This is a genomic window from Streptococcus sp. HMSC065C01 (assembly GCF_001813525.1).
GTDB lineage: Bacteria > Bacillota > Bacilli > Lactobacillales > Streptococcaceae > Streptococcus > Streptococcus parasanguinis_V.
This window is the reverse complement of the sequence record NZ_KV812858.1, coordinates 176,436-194,804: the sequence shown is the minus strand read 5'-3', so window position 1 is coordinate 194,804 and position 18,369 is coordinate 176,436. Positions and strand designations below refer to the sequence as shown.

The 18,369-nt window shown below is 43.0% G+C and carries 16 protein-coding genes and 1 riboswitch; of the genes, 2 read left to right on the top strand and 14 right to left on the bottom strand.

Annotation, left to right across the window (positions count from 1 at the left end):
* Positions 1-74 precede the first annotated feature (74 nt).
* From aroE to HMPREF2918_RS08570, 3 genes are read right to left on the bottom strand one after another with little or no spacing between them, the layout of a single operon-like run.
* Positions 75-947, bottom strand: a complete 873-nt coding sequence (gene aroE / locus HMPREF2918_RS08580) for a shikimate dehydrogenase (RefSeq protein ID WP_070595220.1) — start codon at positions 945-947, stop codon at positions 75-77.
* Complete coding sequence (gene aroD / locus HMPREF2918_RS08575; RefSeq protein WP_049504470.1) at positions 937-1,614, bottom strand: type I 3-dehydroquinate dehydratase; 678 nt, start codon at positions 1,612-1,614, stop codon at positions 937-939. Before aroD ends, aroE begins: the two co-directional genes overlap by 11 nt.
* Complete coding sequence (locus HMPREF2918_RS08570) at positions 1,611-2,774, bottom strand: class I SAM-dependent rRNA methyltransferase (RefSeq protein WP_061590959.1); 1,164 nt, start codon at positions 2,772-2,774, stop codon at positions 1,611-1,613. The genes aroD and HMPREF2918_RS08570 overlap by 4 nt, the downstream gene beginning before the upstream one ends.
* Before the next feature lie 230 nt (positions 2,775-3,004).
* On the opposite strand from HMPREF2918_RS08570, the gene HMPREF2918_RS08565 reads away from it, so the two are divergent.
* Positions 3,005-5,164: an LTA synthase family protein gene (locus HMPREF2918_RS08565; protein WP_070586093.1), complete on the top strand. Its 2,160-nt coding sequence runs from the start codon at positions 3,005-3,007 to the stop codon at positions 5,162-5,164.
* 51 nt (positions 5,165-5,215) lie between these two features.
* Here HMPREF2918_RS08565 and pulA read toward each other — a convergent pair whose 3' ends face one another.
* The 4 genes from pulA to HMPREF2918_RS08545 all read right to left on the bottom strand — a co-directional run bounded on the left by pulA (position 5,216) and on the right by HMPREF2918_RS08545 (position 11,128).
* A complete protein-coding gene (gene pulA, locus HMPREF2918_RS08560) occupies positions 5,216-7,525 on the bottom strand; it encodes a type I pullulanase (protein WP_070595218.1) in 2,310 nt (769 codons plus the stop codon).
* 77 nt (positions 7,526-7,602) lie between these two features.
* On the bottom strand, positions 7,603-8,565 hold the full coding sequence (locus HMPREF2918_RS08555; protein ID WP_003006748.1) for a diacylglycerol kinase family lipid kinase: 963 nt from the start codon (positions 8,563-8,565) through the stop codon (positions 7,603-7,605).
* 9 nt (positions 8,566-8,574) lie between these two features.
* Positions 8,575-10,533 (bottom strand): NAD-dependent DNA ligase LigA, encoded by a 1,959-nt coding sequence (gene ligA, locus HMPREF2918_RS08550; RefSeq protein WP_070595216.1) that lies wholly within the window; start codon positions 10,531-10,533, stop codon positions 8,575-8,577.
* An 85-nt stretch (positions 10,534-10,618) separates the two neighbouring features.
* Complete coding sequence (locus tag HMPREF2918_RS08545; protein WP_003006740.1) at positions 10,619-11,128, bottom strand: QueT transporter family protein; 510 nt, start codon at positions 11,126-11,128, stop codon at positions 10,619-10,621.
* A riboswitch (PreQ1 riboswitch) is annotated at positions 11,126-11,232 on the bottom strand. It overlaps the preceding gene by 3 nt.
* Positions 11,233-11,260: 28 nt before the next feature.
* On the opposite strand from HMPREF2918_RS08545, the gene HMPREF2918_RS08540 reads away from it, so the two are divergent.
* Positions 11,261-11,704, top strand: coding sequence for a GtrA family protein (locus tag HMPREF2918_RS08540; protein ID WP_049513904.1), 444 nt, complete (start codon positions 11,261-11,263; stop codon positions 11,702-11,704).
* A gap of 25 nt (positions 11,705-11,729) precedes the next feature.
* On the opposite strand, the gene HMPREF2918_RS08535 is transcribed toward HMPREF2918_RS08540, so the two are convergent.
* The 7 genes from HMPREF2918_RS08535 to HMPREF2918_RS08505 all read right to left on the bottom strand — a co-directional run bounded on the left by HMPREF2918_RS08535 (position 11,730) and on the right by HMPREF2918_RS08505 (position 18,226).
* Positions 11,730-12,437, bottom strand: coding sequence for a B3/B4 domain-containing protein (locus HMPREF2918_RS08535; RefSeq protein ID WP_070595214.1), 708 nt, complete (start codon positions 12,435-12,437; stop codon positions 11,730-11,732).
* On the bottom strand, positions 12,434-12,898 hold the full coding sequence (locus tag HMPREF2918_RS08530; protein ID WP_070595212.1) for a MarR family winged helix-turn-helix transcriptional regulator: 465 nt from the start codon (positions 12,896-12,898) through the stop codon (positions 12,434-12,436). Before HMPREF2918_RS08530 ends, HMPREF2918_RS08535 begins: the two co-directional genes overlap by 4 nt.
* A 253-nt stretch (positions 12,899-13,151) precedes the next feature.
* On the bottom strand, positions 13,152-14,123 hold the full coding sequence (locus HMPREF2918_RS08525) for a YihY/virulence factor BrkB family protein (protein WP_003006728.1): 972 nt from the start codon (positions 14,121-14,123) through the stop codon (positions 13,152-13,154).
* A gap of 83 nt (positions 14,124-14,206) precedes the next feature.
* Positions 14,207-15,067 (bottom strand): methionyl aminopeptidase, encoded by an 861-nt coding sequence (locus HMPREF2918_RS08520; protein ID WP_070595210.1) that lies wholly within the window; start codon positions 15,065-15,067, stop codon positions 14,207-14,209.
* A gap of 21 nt (positions 15,068-15,088) precedes the next feature.
* On the bottom strand, positions 15,089-16,366 hold the full coding sequence (spxR, locus tag HMPREF2918_RS08515) for a CBS-HotDog domain-containing transcription factor SpxR (RefSeq protein WP_049515543.1): 1,278 nt from the start codon (positions 16,364-16,366) through the stop codon (positions 15,089-15,091).
* Positions 16,359-16,910, bottom strand: a complete 552-nt coding sequence (locus HMPREF2918_RS08510; protein WP_024055817.1) for a GNAT family N-acetyltransferase — start codon at positions 16,908-16,910, stop codon at positions 16,359-16,361. The genes spxR and HMPREF2918_RS08510 overlap by 8 nt, the downstream gene beginning before the upstream one ends.
* Positions 16,911-16,966: 56 nt before the next feature.
* Complete coding sequence (locus tag HMPREF2918_RS08505) at positions 16,967-18,226, bottom strand: UDP-N-acetylglucosamine 1-carboxyvinyltransferase (RefSeq protein WP_049471988.1); 1,260 nt, start codon at positions 18,224-18,226, stop codon at positions 16,967-16,969.
* Between the last annotated feature and the right edge of the window lie 143 nt (positions 18,227-18,369).

Here is an 18,369-nt window from a genome sequence, read left to right as displayed (position 1 = left end):
GACTGTTTTTTAAAAAATCAGATCTTGTTCTAATCTCATAAAGCTTTTTCAATAGGAAAAGGTAAACCCCTCTCTTAGTCACATACAAATTGGCGATATTCTGTTGTCAATGCTTCCCATACAGACTCTGTAGGAAATACTTTCCCAGTCATTAATTCAAAGGCTGCTTCAGCTTGATAAAAGAGCATTCCCAGCCCATTTACCCTCTTGTTTCCTTGATTCACTGCTAATTGCAGAAAGGGGGTCACTGCCGGATAGTAGGCCATCTCTACGATTAAGGCATGTAGGGGAAAGGTCAAGTAACTCGCTATCGGAAGAGAATGACCATCCATGCCTACACCAGTGGCATTTAAGATGAGATCGGCTTGATGAAAAGAGTTTTGAACATCTTCATTTTTCTCAATCGCATACAATTCTATCAAGAAATCAAAGCCATCTTCAATCAACTGAACGATTGAACGATAATGAACCAATCTCTCCTCTCTCACAAAGACAAGGATTCGTTTTACACCTAGATGAATGGCCTGCGCAATAATCGCTAAAGCTGCACCACCTGCACCTAAGAGAACCATTGTTTTTCCCTTAATGGAGAAAGCTGGAGGTAAACTACGAAAGAAACCAATCCCATCCGTATTATAGCCTTTAAGCTTGCCATCACGGTGAACAATGGTATTGACAGAACCGATCTTTCGGGCCATCTCATCCACTTCATCTAAGTAAGGAAAGACCTTCTGCTTATAGGGCATGGAGATATTGGCTCCGATCATATCCAACTTACGAATTTGACTGATGGTGCTTTCTAAGTCTTCTTCAGCAATATCCCAAGCTAGGTAAGCAGCATTGGTCGCTGTTAATTCATAGGCTAGATTATGGATGAAAGGAGAGATACTATGACGAATCGGATGGGCAATGACTGCTGCCATCCGAGTGTAGCCATCAATCTTCATTTAATAATTCCCGAATTCTTCGCATATTTTCAAGAGGGATTTGACCAGGCGCACTTCCTTCTCCGACTCTAGCATAAGACCAAGAAGAGCCTGTCAAATCAGCTGTCAAGCGCGAAATCTTCCCGACCTTACCCATGGAAATCGTTACATATTCTTGCTCAGGATTCAGCGTCTTGAAACCACGCGTATAATTCATCAAGTCAAGGACATCTTGTTCATTGTGGGCCATAACCGATACCTTGACCAATTTTGGAGAAAAGCTAGTTAATTCCGATAAGATCTCCATCATATTTTCCGGTGTCTCTTGGAAATTATGGTAGCTGAGAACAAGATTTGAAAATTCCAACATCTCTTCAAAGACTTCACGGTGACTATAATACTCGAAATCGATATAATCCGGATGATAGATGGATTGAATATCTTTCAGGATTCCAACATATTCCTCGTTGGTCAGCTCCATCTCTCCACCTTCAGCTCGAGTCCGCAAGGTGAATAAAATCTCGCGTCCAGCAAATTTCTCAAAAACTGCAGGAGCGACGGTTAAGATCTCGCTTTTTTCTAAAAAGTCCGCACGCCACTCAATAACATCTGCATCCTCGTAACGCGAACTATCTAGTTGTTGCGCCTCTTCTAAGGAGCGAGGCATAATCGAAACAACTAACTTCATACATCCACCCTAATCGTAAATACTTTCAAGTAATTACTACTTTCTTCTTTCTTGTTCCATCGAAAATCTCCCGGAAGTCCGTATTCCGCTAGATAGCGATGCTTACGGCCTTGAAATCCCTTTTCGATTTGTTTTTTAAATTTTTCTTTGGTCACATTTGCCGCATTGGTACTGAGAATCAAGGTCCCACCTGGATTTAAAATCTCAAGGGCCTCGCTGACCAACCGATGGTAATCTTTAGCGACTGAAAATGTCCGTTTTTTATTCCGCGCAAAGCTAGGCGGATCGAGCACGATCACATCATAGCTTAAGTCATGGCGTTTGGCATATTTGTAATAGTCAAAGACATCCATCACGACAAAACGATGAGCATCCAGCGCCAAGCCATTTGCCACAAAATGCGCTTCTGATAGTTCTCTACTTCTCTTAGCCAGATCGACCGATGTTGTCTCAACTGCTCCACCCATTGCCGCAGCCACAGAGAAGGCCGCCGTATAGGAGAACATATTGAGCAAGGACTTGCCAGCTGCTAAGCCCTCTACCAAGCCACCTCGAACTTCATGCTGATCCAAAAAAATCCCCGTCATCAAGCCATCATTGAGAAAGACTTGGTAAGAGACCCCATTTTCAAGAATCAAAAATTCTTGCGGAGCTTCTTCTCCATAGACATGAGCCGATTCATAGTCCAAGCCTTTAAAGCGAATCTTTTCATAGCCACCTCGGACTTCTGGAAAAGCTTCTTGAAAGGCCGCTAGAATGGTTTCCTTGATCTGAAATACGAAGGGATTGTACCAAGAAAAGACAACAAACTCACCATACAAGTCAACCGTGAAGCCACCAAAACCATCTCCCTCTTGGTTAAAAAGACGAAAGGCTGTCGTCGTTTCATCCGCATAATAAGAACGACGGTATTGCTTGGCTTTGATGAAAAGCTTTTTAAAAAAGTCTTGATCAAAAGCGACCAACTCTTGTGAAACAAACCATCCAATCCCTTTATTTTGTTCAGATAAGTATCCGACCCCGAGGGATTGTCCATCTCCTGAAAGCAATTGAACCGCTTGATCCAAAGCGGGAAGTGAGTCAAAATCTTGCTTTTCAAGAAGGGATTGTCCTTGTTTGATTTTTGTTGCGACTTGGCGACTAACTGTGAGTTTTTTCATATCCTCTATTATAGCAAAAGTCTGTGTTTTTCACAAAGGGAGGCTTTATTTACTAGAACTTTTTTTACCATTTTATTTCAGCTCTTATCCTTTAGCTTTTTACGATTTCATATCCCTGATCTTTCCTATTTCTTTCCTCTGCTTTACAGTCATTTTTTTCTTTCTCCATAAAAATGTGGTATACTTGTATATGAAAATTTTTAGGAAATAAGACAAGGAAGTAACATTTTGTGAAAAAAATTACGAATTCGATACTCAATTTCATGAGTACCAGACTAGGATTTGTCTTGACCCTTCTGTTGCTCTACTGGTTCAAAACCATGTGGGCCTATTCAGTTGATTTTAATTTAGACATTCAGGGACCGTATCAGATTTTTCTAGCAGTGATCAACCCATTGCCGATCAGTCTGCTCTTCATTGGTCTTGCACTTTATATCAAACGAACCAAGCTCTTTTATAGTTTGGCCTTTGGGATCTACCTTCTCTTATTTATTTGGTTGATTTCCAACTCCATCTATTATCGAGAGTTTACAGACTTCGTAACGGTCAATACCATGTTGGCTTCCAGCAAGGTTTCTGCCGGTCTCGGAGCTGCTGCTTTAGAATTGTTCCGCCCTTGGGATGTGATCTACATTCTAGATTTCCCTATTCTAGCTTTCTTCTTCTTTAAGAAATGGATTCGAATGGACAATCGTCCCTTCAATAAACGAGCTAGTTTTGCGGTTACATCCTTATCAGCTATGCTCTTTTCAGCCAACCTTTTTCTTGCAGAAATTGACCGACCTGAGCTCTTGACTCGTGGGTTCTCAAACTACTATGTCGTTCGTGCCCTAGGCTTACCAGCCTTTCTGGGTTATAGCGCTAATCAGACCTATGCTGCCAACAAAGAACGTTCCAAAGCCTCCGAAGCAGATTTAAAACCGGTGGAAGAATATATCCAACAGCATTATGCCAAGCCTAATCCTGAGTACTTTGGAATGGCCAAAGGCCGTAATGTCATCTACATTCACTTGGAAAGTTTCCAACAATTCTTGATCGATTACAAGTTGAAAGTAGACGATAAAGAATATGAAGTGACACCTTTCTTAAACTCACTTTACCACTCGAAAGAAACCTTTGCCTTTTCAAACGTCTTTAACCAAGTCAAGGCAGGGAAAACGTCTGATGCTGAGACCATGATTGAAACAGGCCTCTTCGGACTCAACCAAGGTTCCTTTATGGTGAACTATGGTGGAACCAATACCCAACAGGCTGCACCATTTATTCTTTCAAAAAATGGGTACAACTCGAGCGCTGTTTTCCACGGGAATGCTGGAAGTTTCTGGAATCGAAATACCGCCTATAAACAATGGGGCTACAATTACTTCTTTGATGCCAGCTACTTCACCAAACAAAACAGCAGCAATTCCTTCCAGTATGGTCTTAATGACAAATACATGCTCAAGGATTCCATTAAATACCTTGAAAGATTGCAACAGCCTTTCTATACGAAGTTCATTACGGTTTCAAACCATTATCCTTATACGACCAGCTTGTCAGGAGATGATCTCGGCTTCCCTCTAGCTAAGACTCAGGACGAAACCATTAATGGCTATTTTGCGACCGCTAACTATCTAGATTCTTCGATCAAAGCCTTCTTTGATTACCTGAAAGAATCTGGTCTTTACAAAAATTCCATCATCGTTCTCTATGGGGACCACTACGGAATTTCAAACTCCCGCAACCCAGCTCTTGCTCCTCTACTTGGTAAGAACTCTGAAACGTGGTCAAGCTATGACAATGCCATGTTGCAACGCGTACCTTATATGGTAGTCATTCCAGGTATGGATAAGGGTGGCATCATTGATACCTATGGTGGTGAAATTGATATGCTCCCAACCTTGGAACATTTGCTAGGTATTGAATCCAACAAATTCCTCCAAGTTGGTCAAGATATGCTCTCACCAGATCATGATCAAATCGTCGCCTTCCGCTCTGCTAACTACTTTGTAACTCCTGAGTATACAAGCTATAGTGGCCGGACCTACTATACAAAAACAGGTGAGGAAATCACGAACCCAGACGAAAAAACCAAGGAAGAACTGGACAAGATTAGGGAAGCTGCTAACCTTCAATTGAAGATTAGTGATAGCATCCAGACCGGTGATCTCCTTCGCTTCTTCAAGGGCAATGATCTTGGAAAAGTCAATCCAGAAGATTATTCCTACACCAATTCCTTCAAGGCATTGAAGAAGATTGAAAAGGAAAAAGGTGACAAATCAACCAGCCTTTATAACCAACGTGGCAACCAGTCCACAGTTGATCTCTTCAAGGCACCAACTTATAAAGAATTGCACCCAGAAGACGATAGTTCTTCCTCAACAGAGACCAGTAGCAGTTCTTCTAAATAAAAAGAATCCCTGAGTAAAAACTCAGGGGTTTTGCGATTTCTTAAAGAAGTATCATACCTTACTTTTATCTAAGACTTCAAAAATAGAAGCTGTTAAATTCTCCACATAGAAGGGACGTTTATGGCGACTATTACCAACCATTAATTTCAATTTATCTGAATTTTGGAGGTAATATGGAAGCCCGCTGGCATTAAATATCACCAAGTACTTCTTGTCTCCTGTTAGTTCATAGATGACAAGACCACTAGTATCTGTCGCAGATTGGATAAAGACTTGTTGGTAGATGTTATCATAGCTTTCAAGCCCTAAGACAGGAAGACTTGTCTTCAAGGCGATCAAGCTTCGGATGTAGGCGATTGATTCCTTATTCTGACTGACCAAATCCCAATTGACCTGATTCACAAAATCTGGAGCATTGTAGGAATTCATGGCCCGCTCACGATCCAAAGGTGTGATCTCTCCATCAGGACCTGTCGCTACCAATTTAGTCCGCATAAACTCTTGACCCAATTGCATAAAGGCCATACCCTGGAAGAGCAGGTTCATAGCCGTAGCCAACTCTGAGCGCTTTACCAAGCCTGCTACTTCTTCATTTGGATGGAGGGTCTGAAGCAAGTCATAGAGATTATAATTGTCATGAGCCTCCACATAATTCAAAACCTGATTCGGACTTAAATAATGACCCAGCTCCGCACTACCTAGAACAGCACGCGCAACGATATTCTCTGTTGATTTTCGGCTGACAAAGCCTCGTTTGATGGAACCATAAACCTCAGCCCCTTTAATAGCATCGCGCTCCGTGTCGTTAAAGAATCCAATACGTGGCAATTGCGCCGCATTGTCTTTCTTAGCCTTATCCTCTGGTGCGAGACCGGTTCCCATGTCCCAACCTTCTCCATAAAGGAGAATGCGAGGATCCAGAGCATCCATCGCCTCCCGAATAGCATTCATTGTCGTCACATCGTGAATGCCCATCAAATCAAAGCGGAAACCATCGATCTGGTACTCTTTGACCCAGTGCGTAAGGGAATCAATCATGTACTTGCGGTACATCTCATGCTCACTTGCCGTCTCATTACCGACGCCTGTCCCATTTTGGAAGCGCCCATCTGGATCCATCCGATAATAATAATCCGGAACTGTATTTTGGAAAGGACCATGCTCCGTTGAGTAGGTATGATTGTAGACCACATCTATGACTACAGAAATCCCAGCTTCATGATAAGCCCGGATCATAGTTTTAAGCTCTTTCATGGTTTGTTTGGGATTGGATGGATCTGTTGAAAAACTGGTTTCTGGTGCAGAATGATTCTGAACGTCGTAACCCCAATTGTAGGTCACACGACCTTCTTCATCGTACTGTTTATAGCGATCAGATATCGGCTGTAATTGCACGACATTGACCCCTAACTGACGGATATAATCAAAGGCAGTCACATCGCCATGGCTATTGACAGTTCCTTCTTGGCAAGCCCCCAGATAGGTCCCACGCAAAGACTCGTCCACACCTGATGTCGGTGACTTGGTCAAATCCCGAAGGTGCATCTCATAGATCACTGCTTGACAAGGATTGTCCAGGCGCCAGGGAGTCGCATCGGCGCCTTTTTTAGTGCCCCAATCAAACTGACGATCTACTCTTGAAAGAATGGCTGAGCGCATCCCATCCGCTGTCGTTGCAATGCTATAAGGATCACGCGTCACTTGAGTATGGTGTTCAAAATGCATACGATATTGATAGGCCATGCCACTTAAATTTCCTAAAAAATCTAAAATCCAAACACCATGGGTATTTTCTGGGTGGTAGCTAGACTCTTGTTTGCCACGTGTCATCGGCATACTCTTCCAGATAGGCGCATCCAAGTCTGTAGATTGATAGAGCAACAATTCAACTTTCTTAGCAGTAGGAGCCCATAGTTTAAAGCAATGTTCCCCTTCTTCCTCCCGATGACCGAGCCATCCTTGATACGCCCATTTAGCATCAAACTCTCTAGGACGCATTGCCATATCGTAGGCATGAGGCTGACGATGGCTGTATGCATGACTCGTCAAAGCAGCTTGCAAAGAATAATAGACTGTATCGTCTCCATCGAGAATCCACACTTCTCGAACATGCCCTTCTGGTAAGAGTTCGATTTCAAAATCACGGGTCTTGGTGAGCCAATCCCCTTCTTTAACCAGGACATGGCCTCGGTTCAAGGCATCCTCACTCTCGTATACCAGATTTCCCTCTACTCCAAAATAATCCAACTTGGAGAAAGAGACTGATTTTCCTTCTACTTGATCCTGCCACTGCCACATATCATAGGCAAAATAATTTCCTTTTTGCTTATGAAAATGAAGTTTTACATGGTATTGTCGCATAACATTTTCCTATTTCCAATTTAATACCGAAGGAACCATCCGCTTGTAAAACACGTACATGACTCCAACTATTGTTTTTATTCTTCAGATGGGTGAACCAAAGCATCGTTGTTGATTTCATCAATATTTGCAAAGAATTCCAAGTGATTATGGAAGACTTCCAATTCAACCGGCGTATCTCCCCCGTATTCCCCATCTAGATTGATGCGGAACGGTTGAGCATTTTTCCCTAACATTTCAATCGTCAACTTCTTGGTCTTGAGATATTCTACATTTTCATCGTGCACATGCTTGCCCCCATTGATGGCCTGAATCATCAAGGACAACATGTTAAAGAGCTTAGCAGTTTTTACGATAATCAAGGTAAAGTTCCCATCATCAAGCTTAGCATCTGGCGCGACACTTTCAAAACCAGCAATGGAGTTGGTCAAGGCCACAAAAATCATAGACGCTGGCCCTTCAAAGACACCATTGTCGTGCTCAATCCGCACCTTGCGAGCCTTGTTTCGTGGCAACATTTTAGCAGCCTCTGCCACATAGGCAAAGTAACCCAAGCGAGATTTAACACTACTTGGAACACTGAAGGTCAATTCTGTCATGGTTCCTGCTGCGGCAATATTGATGAAATACTTGCTGCCATAGGCACGACCAATGTCCATTTGAATGGTTTGATTCTTTTCGATAATGCGAGCAGCCGCCACAGGATCTCCCATCGGTATCTTCAAGGCACGCGCATAGTCATTGGTGGTACCGGTCGGGATAAAGGCCATCTGCGGACGATTTTCCAGACCTGCAACCCCATTGACCACTTCGTTAATCGTACCATCTCCACCAGCGGCAATGATTAAATCAAAGCCTGCCTTAGCGGCTCTTTCTGCTTCATTTTGGGCAGAAAATGGTTCTGGAGTCGTTTGATAAGCGCTAGTTTCATAGCCCACATCTTCGAGTACGTCCAAGACTTCCGCAATATTTTTCTTGATAATTTCTTGCCCAGAGGTCGGATTATAAATTAAACGGGCTTTTTTGATTCGTTCTACCATAAAGATCCTCTATAAACTTTCAAGCCAGGCCTCATCTTCTACCTGGATTCCTAATTCTTGTGCTTTGGTTAACTTGCTGCCAGCGTCACTACCTGCAACGACCAAATCTGTTTTTTTGGAAACCGATCCAGTCACCTTAGCGCCTAAACTTTCTAATTTTGCCTTGGCTTCTGAACGCGTGAGTCGCTCTAGCTTCCCAGTCAAAACGACTGTCATTCCTGATAGGGCCGCATCAGCAGCGACTTTTTCACCAAGATAAGCCATATTGACACCAGCTTCTTTGAGCTCTTGCAAGAGACGCTTGGATCCTTCTTGTGCGAAATAACGCTTAAGGCTTTCAGCTACGACCATACCGAGACTATCAATGCTGGCAATCCGTTCTGGATCAGCTGTTGCCAATTGATCGAGGTCATGGAATTCTTGGAGCAAGATTTGACTAACCTTGCTACCGACATGGCGGATCCCCAAACCAAAGAGTAACTTCTCAGCTGAATTCTCTTTTGAAGCTTGAATGGCTTCATGGAGTTTTTCAGCAGATTTTTCTTTAAAGCCTTCTAAGGTCAATAGATCCTCTACGCTTAGGCGATAGATCCCTGCCACATCCTCTACTAACTGAGCTGCAAAGAGTTTCTCTACAACAGCTGGACCCAAGCCTGTGATATTCATAGCATCCCGACTTGCAAAGTGGTTCAATCCTTCCTTAATCTGAGCTGGACAGAGTGGATTGATACAGCGAAGGGCCACCTCATCCTCAAAATGAAGCAACTCACTCTGGCAACTCGGACAATGAGTTGGAATGGCTAATGCTTGATCAGAGACTCGCTTATCTTTAACAACACGCAAGACCGCAGGAATGATATCACCCGCCTTGTAGACAATAACGGTATCATCCTGATGAATATCTTTTTCGGCAATATAGTCCACATTGTGCAAGGTTGCCCGACTAACAGTAGTTCCTGCTAGCTGGACTGGAGTTAGATTGGCAGTTGGCGTCACAACTCCGGTCCGTCCAACCGTCCAATCCACTGATAAGATTTTCGCTTCTTTTTCTTCAGCTGGAAACTTATAGGCGACAGCCCATTTAGGAGCTTTTACGGTAAAGCCTAGTTCTTCTTGAACAGCTAGGTCATTGACCTTGATGACGATCCCATCGATATCGTAGGGAAGATCCTCTCGAAGTTGAGCTACTTTTTGGATAAAGTCCCAAATTTGCTCCATATCCTCAGCCAGCACTCGCTCTTGGTTCACGACAAAGCCTAAGCGGGCTAATTTCTCAAGCACGCCTTCCTGACTGCTTTGATCCGTCGGGCTCACTTCTTGATACAAGAAGGTCGCGAGATTTCGCTTGGCCACGATTTTCGTATCCAATTGGCGAAGCGTTCCTGCAGCAGCATTTCGTGGATTAGCAAACTCCGGCTCGCCGTTTTCTTGACGGATCTGATTGACCCGATCAAAGGAAGCCCGTGGCATATAGCACTCGCCTCGAACCGTGATGTTCACTGGCTCTGGTAACACCAAAGGAATATCCTTGACCCGCTTGAGGTTCTCTGTAATATCCTCACCGACAGAACCATCCCCACGTGTCGCCCCCGTTACGAGGACTCCATTTTCATAGGTGAGGGAAATGGACAAGCCATCGATCTTCAGCTCACATACATAGCTAACCGAAGGAAATTCCTTACGAACACGCTGATCAAAGGCTTCTAATTCTTCACGCGAAAAAGCATCCTGCAAACTATAAAGGGGATACTGGTGCTGGTATTTGGTAAAGCCTTTTAAAACCACCCCACCTACACGGTGAGTTGGACTCTCTGGTAAGATCTCATCAGGATGAGCGGTTTCTAGTTCCACCAACTCCCGATATAATTGATCATATTCACTATCTGAAACAGATGGAGCGTCTTTTGTGTAATACTCGTAAGCATATCGATTGAGTAATTCCACTAATTCTTTCATTCTGGTTTTCATGTTCTTATTTTATCATAAAATCTTAATTTAGCCTTGAATTTACTGCATTCTTAGCATTAAAAAAAGGAGCCAAAACTCCCTTTTCTTATTTTGTAAAATCGATCCGTTTAGAAAGTTGATTGATCACAATCGCTCCAAAAATCAAGGATGCGAATTCACCCAATCCCATAGTCAACCAGTTATAGAAGAATGGTTGGCCTTGAAGGTAGTATAGTTCCAAGGCAATCGTAAACATGGAGATGGAAAAGAAAATCGCAAACAAGAAATGGTCCAAGCGAATAAGACCGTCAAACAAGAACTTGTTTTTGAATCGACCAAATAGAATGAGTCCAAGTCCTAAGAAGACAAAGGTTGAACCTCCACCGACAAAGACATCGATCCATCCAAAACTAAATAAGTTAGCAATCATACAACCAAGCGTCACCGCAATCAAGTACTTCTTATTGTAAAAAGCTAAGAAATTCATCATTTCCGAAACACGGAATTGATAGCCATAGTAGGCCATAGCGTTGAGAGGTGGGGTAATGGTCAATACGATATAAATCGCAGCAACAATGGCAATTTGTGCCATATCACGAGCAGTTAACTGTTTCATTTATTCTCCTTTAGCGGTTTTCCCGCGTGTAATATGCTTGGCGAAAGGATCTTAAGCACCAAGGGTTGAAGGTTTGATTTCTTCAACCTTTCAAGTATAGCATATTTTGAGCTTTTATGGTAGACTGAATTTATGAAAACACTAATTAAAAAATTTTTTGATAATGAGATTTTATCCTATCTCTTTTTTGGGGTTGCCACAACCATTGTTTCCGTCGGAACCCGCCTCTTCATCTATCAAGTGTCTCGTGATGAACGATTAGCGACCGCGATTGGAAACATTGCTGGGATCCTCTTTGCCTTTGCAACCAATGATACCATTGTCTTTAAACAAGAAAGAAAGGGCTGGTTTCAGCGCTTGATCCGATTTGCAATTGCGCGCTCTGGGACCTTTGTACTGGACATGGCCTTGACCGAGATTTTTGTCAAGCAGTTCCCAGGAATTATCGGTCAATTCGTCCACAATAACAAGAGCCAGATCAATCTGATCGAAACCCTCTTTGCACAAGTGGCCATTGTGGTCCTCAATTACGTCTTTAGTAAACTCTTTGTCTTTAAAAATAAAAACAAGGCTTGAAACGATTGTTTCAAGCCTTATTCTTTTAAACTTCTATACTTGCATGCTCTGCACTTAATTGATAGATGGTGCCTTCAACCCCAAAATAATCCTTAGCTAGATCTTTCAATTCCTGCATGGCTGTTTGTGCCCGTTTGGCCTCCTCCTCGTTGATGGCTTCAATGACCAAAATAGCGTCCTTGGTATCTTCAGTTAGCATGGTTCTTTGAGCCTCACGCCAATTCAAACAACGGCAAACGGCGCCTTCTTGGTCGTAGTAGATGATCTCCCCTTCCAAAGCTGGCGCATCTTCGTCAGCTCCTAATGGAAAGAAAGGTTCGCCTCCTTTCGCTTGACCTAGAGAGAGGCCACCCACCAATTTATCCATATCTTCTCCCCCACAAGGAAGGGCATAAGCCATCGACACGCTATTGTAAAGATCCACCAAAGGATTAATCGGATAGAATTCACGTCCCTGGTGAACCCGTTTTAAGAGTGCCTCGATGGAAGATCGGGCTCCTTTTTTTGTTTTAAACTTGCTAAAAGCTTGGCGCCACTCTTGAACGAACTCACTCTGGGTATAGTTTTCTTCATCAATAAATTCCCATGCTCTCTTAGTACCCTTGTCCAACAATTCTTTAAAATAAGGATCCTTGGCTTCATCTACTGTATTATCAATACCATACAAGGACATCACTGTAATTCTAGCTGTTGGAAATAAATCCCAAAATGCTTGATCGACTGTCACTTTCATTGCTTTACCTCACTATAATTTCTTTTTTGACCTTTTTTGACTCGCTCCCAATCCAAGGTGATATTCTCTCTAACTCGGATGAGATAATCCTCTAACTGTGCGACTTCTTCTTTGGAAAATCCTTTTAAGGCAGTTGTCTCAGAGTAAAGATGTTCCCCTAAAATGAAGGGGTAAATCTGCTTACCTTTTTCAGTTAATTCCCATTCCTTGATTTTATGGTTTTCACCCCTTGGACGCTGCTGAATCAGTCCTCGTTCTTCTAATTTTTTTACAGACCTTGCAACGGTGGATCGATCTACTTTCAAGACTTCAGAGAGTTCTTCCTGAATCATTCCAGGTTGCTCGGCAATTCGCACCAAGTAGAGGTATTGACCACGCGCCAGGTCCAAATCTCGAAATTCAATATTTGCTATAGAATCCAGTGCTCGCGCAATGATGCCAATCTCACGCAAAATACTCATCTCACTCCTCCTTTCCTATTGACAATAGCATAACACATTTTTATTGCAAATGCAATAAAAATAGGTAAGAAAAAAAGAGGCTGGGACAAAAGTCCTAGCCTCTCAATTATTTTTGGATTGTCGAGCAAGACGCAGTGGTTGAGTGGGCTCTACTACGCTGATTTCATCAGCTTTTACAGCCCTACTCAACTGTGCGGAGGTGGGACGACGAAATCGAATTCTAACGAATGACCGATTTCTGTCCCACTCTTCCTTATTCCGTTTTTTCTTTTTTTATCAAGCGTAACCGACGCTTTAATTTTTGTGAAACTTCTCTATGCCGAAAGTCCACTTCTTCTGATTTTAACTTAGAGACAATTTCTCCACTGCGCGTTTGGAACTTGGCTTCTCTGGCAAATTGGATACTGGCGTTTAAAATACAACCAATAATCATGATTTTTGCCACCAAGATGAACCAAAACATGATGACCGCTAGGACGACCGAACCGAAGAAACGAGCATCTAAAAAATGACTCACATAACGATCCACATATTTCCAAAAGATATTCAAGATCGCATACAGGACAGCAACAACGAAGGTCGCTCCTGGAAGAACATATCTAAATTTTGGAATTTTGACATTTGGAAGGGTGTAATAGAGCAAGACCAGACTAACAAAAAGCAAGAGATAGATGGTCGGCTCTGTCAAATTCAGTAAGCGCACATAAATCGTCCGATCAAATGAAAAGGTCTGATAGAGATAACGAACGATCATTTTCCCAAACATGGAAAGGATCAGCGAGAGTCCAAACAAACCCTGCAAGGCAAAACTGATCAGAAAGCTAAAGAGTCGCCCCCAGATAATACCACGCTCCTTTTCCACCCCATAACTCTTGTTATAGGCTTTTTGGAGGTAGGCAATGCTCTGAGAGAAGATCCACAAAGCAGAAATAATCGAGAAACTCAGTAAGCCTGTCGAAGGTTTGGTCAAGACACTCGAAATCATCTGTGCCACTATTCGATATAAGGAGGCTGGCAAGACTTTTTGTAAGCTCAAAAGAATCTGGGTAGGACGAATATGAAAGTAAGGCAGAATATTGGCTGCAATCAGCATCAAAGGGAAAATGGAGATCAGCAAATAATAGGCAACCGCAATGCTAGTGATATCAGACTCTGCACTCTGATAAAATCGCACGAAGCCTTTTATAAATGGCTGTCCCAGTATTTTTTGTAGGACCTTTTTCATTCGTCACCTCCCCATTTTACTAAAAAAGAGCAAAGAGCGAAACCAGACACTTGCCTTCAGCTCCATTCTTTCCTCTCTATTTTTTAGTATGTTCCTTCTTCACCTTGACTAGTCAAGATCACTGGACCATCTTTTGTAATCACAAATTGATGCTCGTATTGACAAGAAAGGCCACCGTCAAGGGTCTTATGGGCCCAACCAGTTTCCATATCTGTATCAATCTCCCAAGTACCGGTATTAATCATTGGCTCAATCGTCAAGACCATCCCTTCACGTAAGCGAAGACCGCGTCCAGCACGACCATAATGTGGGACCATTGGTTCTTCATGCATGGTAGGCCCGACACCGTGTCCGACCAAATCACGCACCACGCCATAGCCTTTGCTTTCTGCATACTCTTGAATCGCTGCACCAATATCTCCCAAGCGATTGCCAACGACCGCTTTCTCAATTCCCTTATAGAGACATTCTTTGGTCACGTCCATCAAATCTTGGACTTCTTGCGAAACATTTCCAACCGCATAAGCCCAGCAAGAGTCCGCCAAGCCACCACTATAAGACTCCGTGTATTTCTTGACTTGCGCTACATTATCAAAATCTAATTTCGATACATCCAAAACAGACTTATCAAGCGGTTCTGACAAGACCATGTCTACCTTGAGGAGATCACCATCTTTGAGAATGACATGACGTGGAAAAGCATGGGCTACCTCGTCATTCAAACCACAGCAAGTCGCATAAGGATAATCCATGAGACTGCCTTCTACACCGATCTGAAGCGGCAAGACATTGGCTTCTTTACAGCGACGACGGACATATTCTTCTACTTCCCATAGGTCAAGCCCTGGCTTGATCAAGTCACGTAATCCAATATGGATGCTGGCAAGGAAATCACCTGCACGATCCATGGCTTCAATTTCACGTTGTGATTTTAATGTAATCATTGTCTCCTCATTTCTTTTTGTTTAATTAATCTTAATTGTAATGGTTGCTTTCGCAACTAGCTGCAGATCTAAATACAAGCTAAAATCAACCAAGGCCGAACGTCTGGTTCGTCGAACTAGTTGTGGTTCAATGCGGATCACATCATCCACCTGCACAGCCTGTAAAAAATTGATGATCAACTGTTCGACAATCAAGCTACGCCCACTGTGTTGCATCATCTTGCGAATAACCTTCATCAGCACTTCGATCATGACCCCATTGGCCAAAACACCGCTTTTCTCCAGCATACTTGGCTCCACTGTGAATTGGTAATGGTCGTTCTCTGTTTGAATCTTTTGACCAATTTGCTCACTAAAGGTTGGTAAGCTCGAAAACTGCACCTTGCTAATCCGATCCATGACATCCCGACGCGTAATAACACCCAGCAAGGTCTGGTTATTACGAACAACAGGAATCATTTCATAATCTTCAGCGATCATCCGTTGGCTAATCGTCGCAATGCTGGTGGACAAATTAGTGGTAAAAATGGTCCGTGACATCACCTTATCAAGGGTCGTCTGAGGCGCCTTATCTCCAGCATCTCTCATGGTTACGACGCCCACTACCATCTGGTGCTGATTGACAACCGGAAAACGACTAAAGCGATTCTTTCGAACCAAATCTAAATAATCCCGGACCGTATCCGTCTCAGAAAGATAGCCGTACTCATGGAAGGGCCGATAGACCTGCTCGACTGTCAAGATATCCGTCTTGATCTGCATATTAGACAAGGCCTTATTGATCATAGTCGCGACGGTATAGGTATCGTGTGAAGTTCGGATGACTGGGATTTGTACCTGATTGGCCAGATCAATCACATCCTCACTCACTTCAAAGCCACCTGTCACTAAGACCGCATTGTCATGTTTAAGAGCCAATCGTTGGATGCTAGTACGGTCACCCACGATCAAAAGCCCACCTTCAGACACATAGTCTAGGACGTGCTTTTCCGTCATAGCACCGATGTAAAATTTATTAAATTCTTTTTCGAGACCTTCTTCACCAGCTAATATTTCTGAACCGGTGATTTCTAAAATTTCCCGATAGGTCAAATGCTCTAGTACAGCTTTTTGCGATTTGACACGGATGGTTCCGCTTCTAGGACGCGTTTCCACAATTCCTTGATTTTCAGCTTCTTTAATGGCACGATAGGCCGTCCCATCACTGACATTCAAAAAATTGGAGATACTGCGGACACTGACCCGTTTTCCAATCGGTAATTTTTCGAGATAGTCTAAAATCTCTTGGTGTTTACTCATAGAAGTCCCCTCTACCTAGGCGGAAATCATAATAATCGCGCATTTTACGCGTATAGCGGTCACTCCCTTTGAATTGACGAAAGAGACGAAAACCAGCCTTCAAAGCGACCTTTTGACTCCCTGCATTTTCAACATGGGTGACAATCTTAAGCTCCTTCAGTTGAAATTTCTCAAATGATAGATAGACCAACTCTTTGACCGCTTCTGTCATCAGACCCTTTCCCCAAAAATCTTTGCGCAAAAAGTAGCCTAACTCAGCCTCACCCTTGATTTCATCCAACTTTTCAAACTTGATCGAACCGATCATCTGATTGGTTTCCTGATCACAGATCGCCCAAACCCCCAAAGGATTTTTCATGAAATAGTTGGCTAGTACATATTGAGTTTCAGAAAGATCGGCTTGTGCAGGAAAGATAAATTGTAGGTTATCAGGATTCGAAGCAATCTTATAAAAATCTTCCGCATCCTCAAAGAGAAAAGGTCGTAAATACAACCTTTGTGTTTCAATTAGTGAATAGGCAGCTAAGTGCGTCCAAATATTCATTTCAAACTCCATTGTTCGTGTATCCAGCCGCCACTATCAGATCCCTAGTTCTGTCACTATTCCTCTACCAACTGGATGTCTGCTCCAAGTTGGGTCAATTTATGAATAATATCTGAATACCCGCGAAGGATGTATTCCACATTTGTAATTTCTGTTGTTCCAGAAGCCATGAGACCGGCGATCACTAAAGCCGCACCAGCTCGAAGATCCGTCGCTTTCACACTGGATCCTGTCAATTGATTTGGCCCTTCATAGATAATGTGGTCGTTTAAGGTCGAAATGGTGGCTCCCATTTTAGCCAATTCTGGCACATGGTTGACCCGTTTTTCATAAATCGTATCAACAATGCGCCCACGTCCTGCAGCCGTTAAGAGCAAAGGTGTGATCGGTTGTTGCAAATCAGTCGCAAAACCAGGATAAGGAGAGGTTTTGATCTGGATGGCCTTCAAGCCCGTCTGCTTTTCTACAAAGATACTATCTTCAGAAATGGTCATGCGCACACCCATTTCCTCTAACTTGGCAATATAGCTCTCCAAATGCTCATACAGGACATTATTGATCTGGATACCTTCTCCAATAGCAGCTGCAAGGGCAATATAGGTTCCAGCTTCGATGCGATCTGGAATCACCTGATGTCTAGTTCCATGCAATTGTGGAACACCATCAATGATTATGATATCCGTACCTGCTCCCCGAATATGGGCTCCCATGTTGTTTAGCAAGGTTACCACATCGATAATCTCAGGTTCCCGCGCAGCATTTTCGATCACTGTCCGACCTTCAGCCTTGACCGCTGCCAAAATCGTATTGATCGTTGCACCGACACTAACAGTATCCATGTAGATGTTTGCTCCTTGAAGAGGCTTGCCATCAGTCGCAAGTTTCATACTAGAGCCATCCATGGTCATAGCGGCTCCCATTGCTTCAAAGGCCTTCAAATGCAAATCGATCGGACGTGGTCCAAGGTCACACCCTCCAGGTAGTCCAACCGTTGCTTGACCATAGCGTCCTAATAAGCTGCCATAGAAATAATAGGAAGCTCGCAGACTGTTGATTTTTCCAAATGGCATGGGCATATTCTTCACCCCACGTGGATCAATGATCAAACTGTCTTCTTTGCGTTCAATCTTAGCCCCCATGATGGTCATGATTTCAATCAGACTCGCCACGTCGGAGATATCCGGTACCCCATCAAGGGTCACGATATCATCCGCCAGAATGGTCGCCGGAATCAAGGCTACTACACTATTTTTTGCACCACTAATGGTCACCTCTCCTTTTAGAGGGCGACCACCATTTATTACAATTTTTTTCATCTTAATAATTTATTAGCTCTTTCAAGTCTTTTTCCTTTTACTATCGTTTTTTGTAACGGAAATAAAAGGGACAACGTATTCAAAATACTGCATCTATTATACCACAGATCGACCTATTTTTCCATCTGTAGGAATTTTCAAAA

Bases quoted from the DNA above. Each gene is read 5' to 3' on its own strand.
- ligA (WP_070595216.1), bottom strand. From the start codon at position 10,533: ATGAAAACCAGAATGAAAGAATTAGTGGAATTACTCAATCGATATGCT.
- HMPREF2918_RS08555 (WP_003006748.1), bottom strand. From the start codon at position 8,565: ATGGTAGAACGAATCAAAAAAGCCCGTTTAATTTATAATCCGACCTCT.
- HMPREF2918_RS08505 (WP_049471988.1), bottom strand. From the start codon at position 18,226: ATGAAAAAAATTGTAATAAATGGTGGTCGCCCTCTAAAAGGAGAGGTG.
- spxR (WP_049515543.1), bottom strand. From the start codon at position 16,366: ATGAGTAAACACCAAGAGATTTTAGACTATCTCGAAAAATTACCGATT.
- HMPREF2918_RS08540 (WP_049513904.1), top strand. From the start codon at position 11,261: ATGAAAACACTAATTAAAAAATTTTTTGATAATGAGATTTTATCCTAT.
- aroD (WP_049504470.1), bottom strand. From the start codon at position 1,614: ATGAAGTTAGTTGTTTCGATTATGCCTCGCTCCTTAGAAGAGGCGCAA.
- aroE (WP_070595220.1), bottom strand. From the start codon at position 947: ATGAAGATTGATGGCTACACTCGGATGGCAGCAGTCATTGCCCATCCG.
- HMPREF2918_RS08545 (WP_003006740.1), bottom strand. From the start codon at position 11,128: ATGAAACAGTTAACTGCTCGTGATATGGCACAAATTGCCATTGTTGCT.
- HMPREF2918_RS08570 (WP_061590959.1), bottom strand. From the start codon at position 2,774: ATGAAAAAACTCACAGTTAGTCGCCAAGTCGCAACAAAAATCAAACAA.
- HMPREF2918_RS08535 (WP_070595214.1), bottom strand. From the start codon at position 12,437: ATGAAAGTGACAGTCGATCAAGCATTTTGGGATTTATTTCCAACAGCT.
- HMPREF2918_RS08520 (WP_070595210.1), bottom strand. From the start codon at position 15,067: ATGATTACATTAAAATCACAACGTGAAATTGAAGCCATGGATCGTGCA.
- HMPREF2918_RS08525 (WP_003006728.1), bottom strand. From the start codon at position 14,123: ATGAAAAAGGTCCTACAAAAAATACTGGGACAGCCATTTATAAAAGGC.
- pulA (WP_070595218.1), bottom strand. From the start codon at position 7,525: ATGCGACAATACCATGTAAAACTTCATTTTCATAAGCAAAAAGGAAAT.
- HMPREF2918_RS08530 (WP_070595212.1), bottom strand. From the start codon at position 12,898: ATGAGTATTTTGCGTGAGATTGGCATCATTGCGCGAGCACTGGATTCT.
- HMPREF2918_RS08510 (WP_024055817.1), bottom strand. From the start codon at position 16,910: ATGAATATTTGGACGCACTTAGCTGCCTATTCACTAATTGAAACACAA.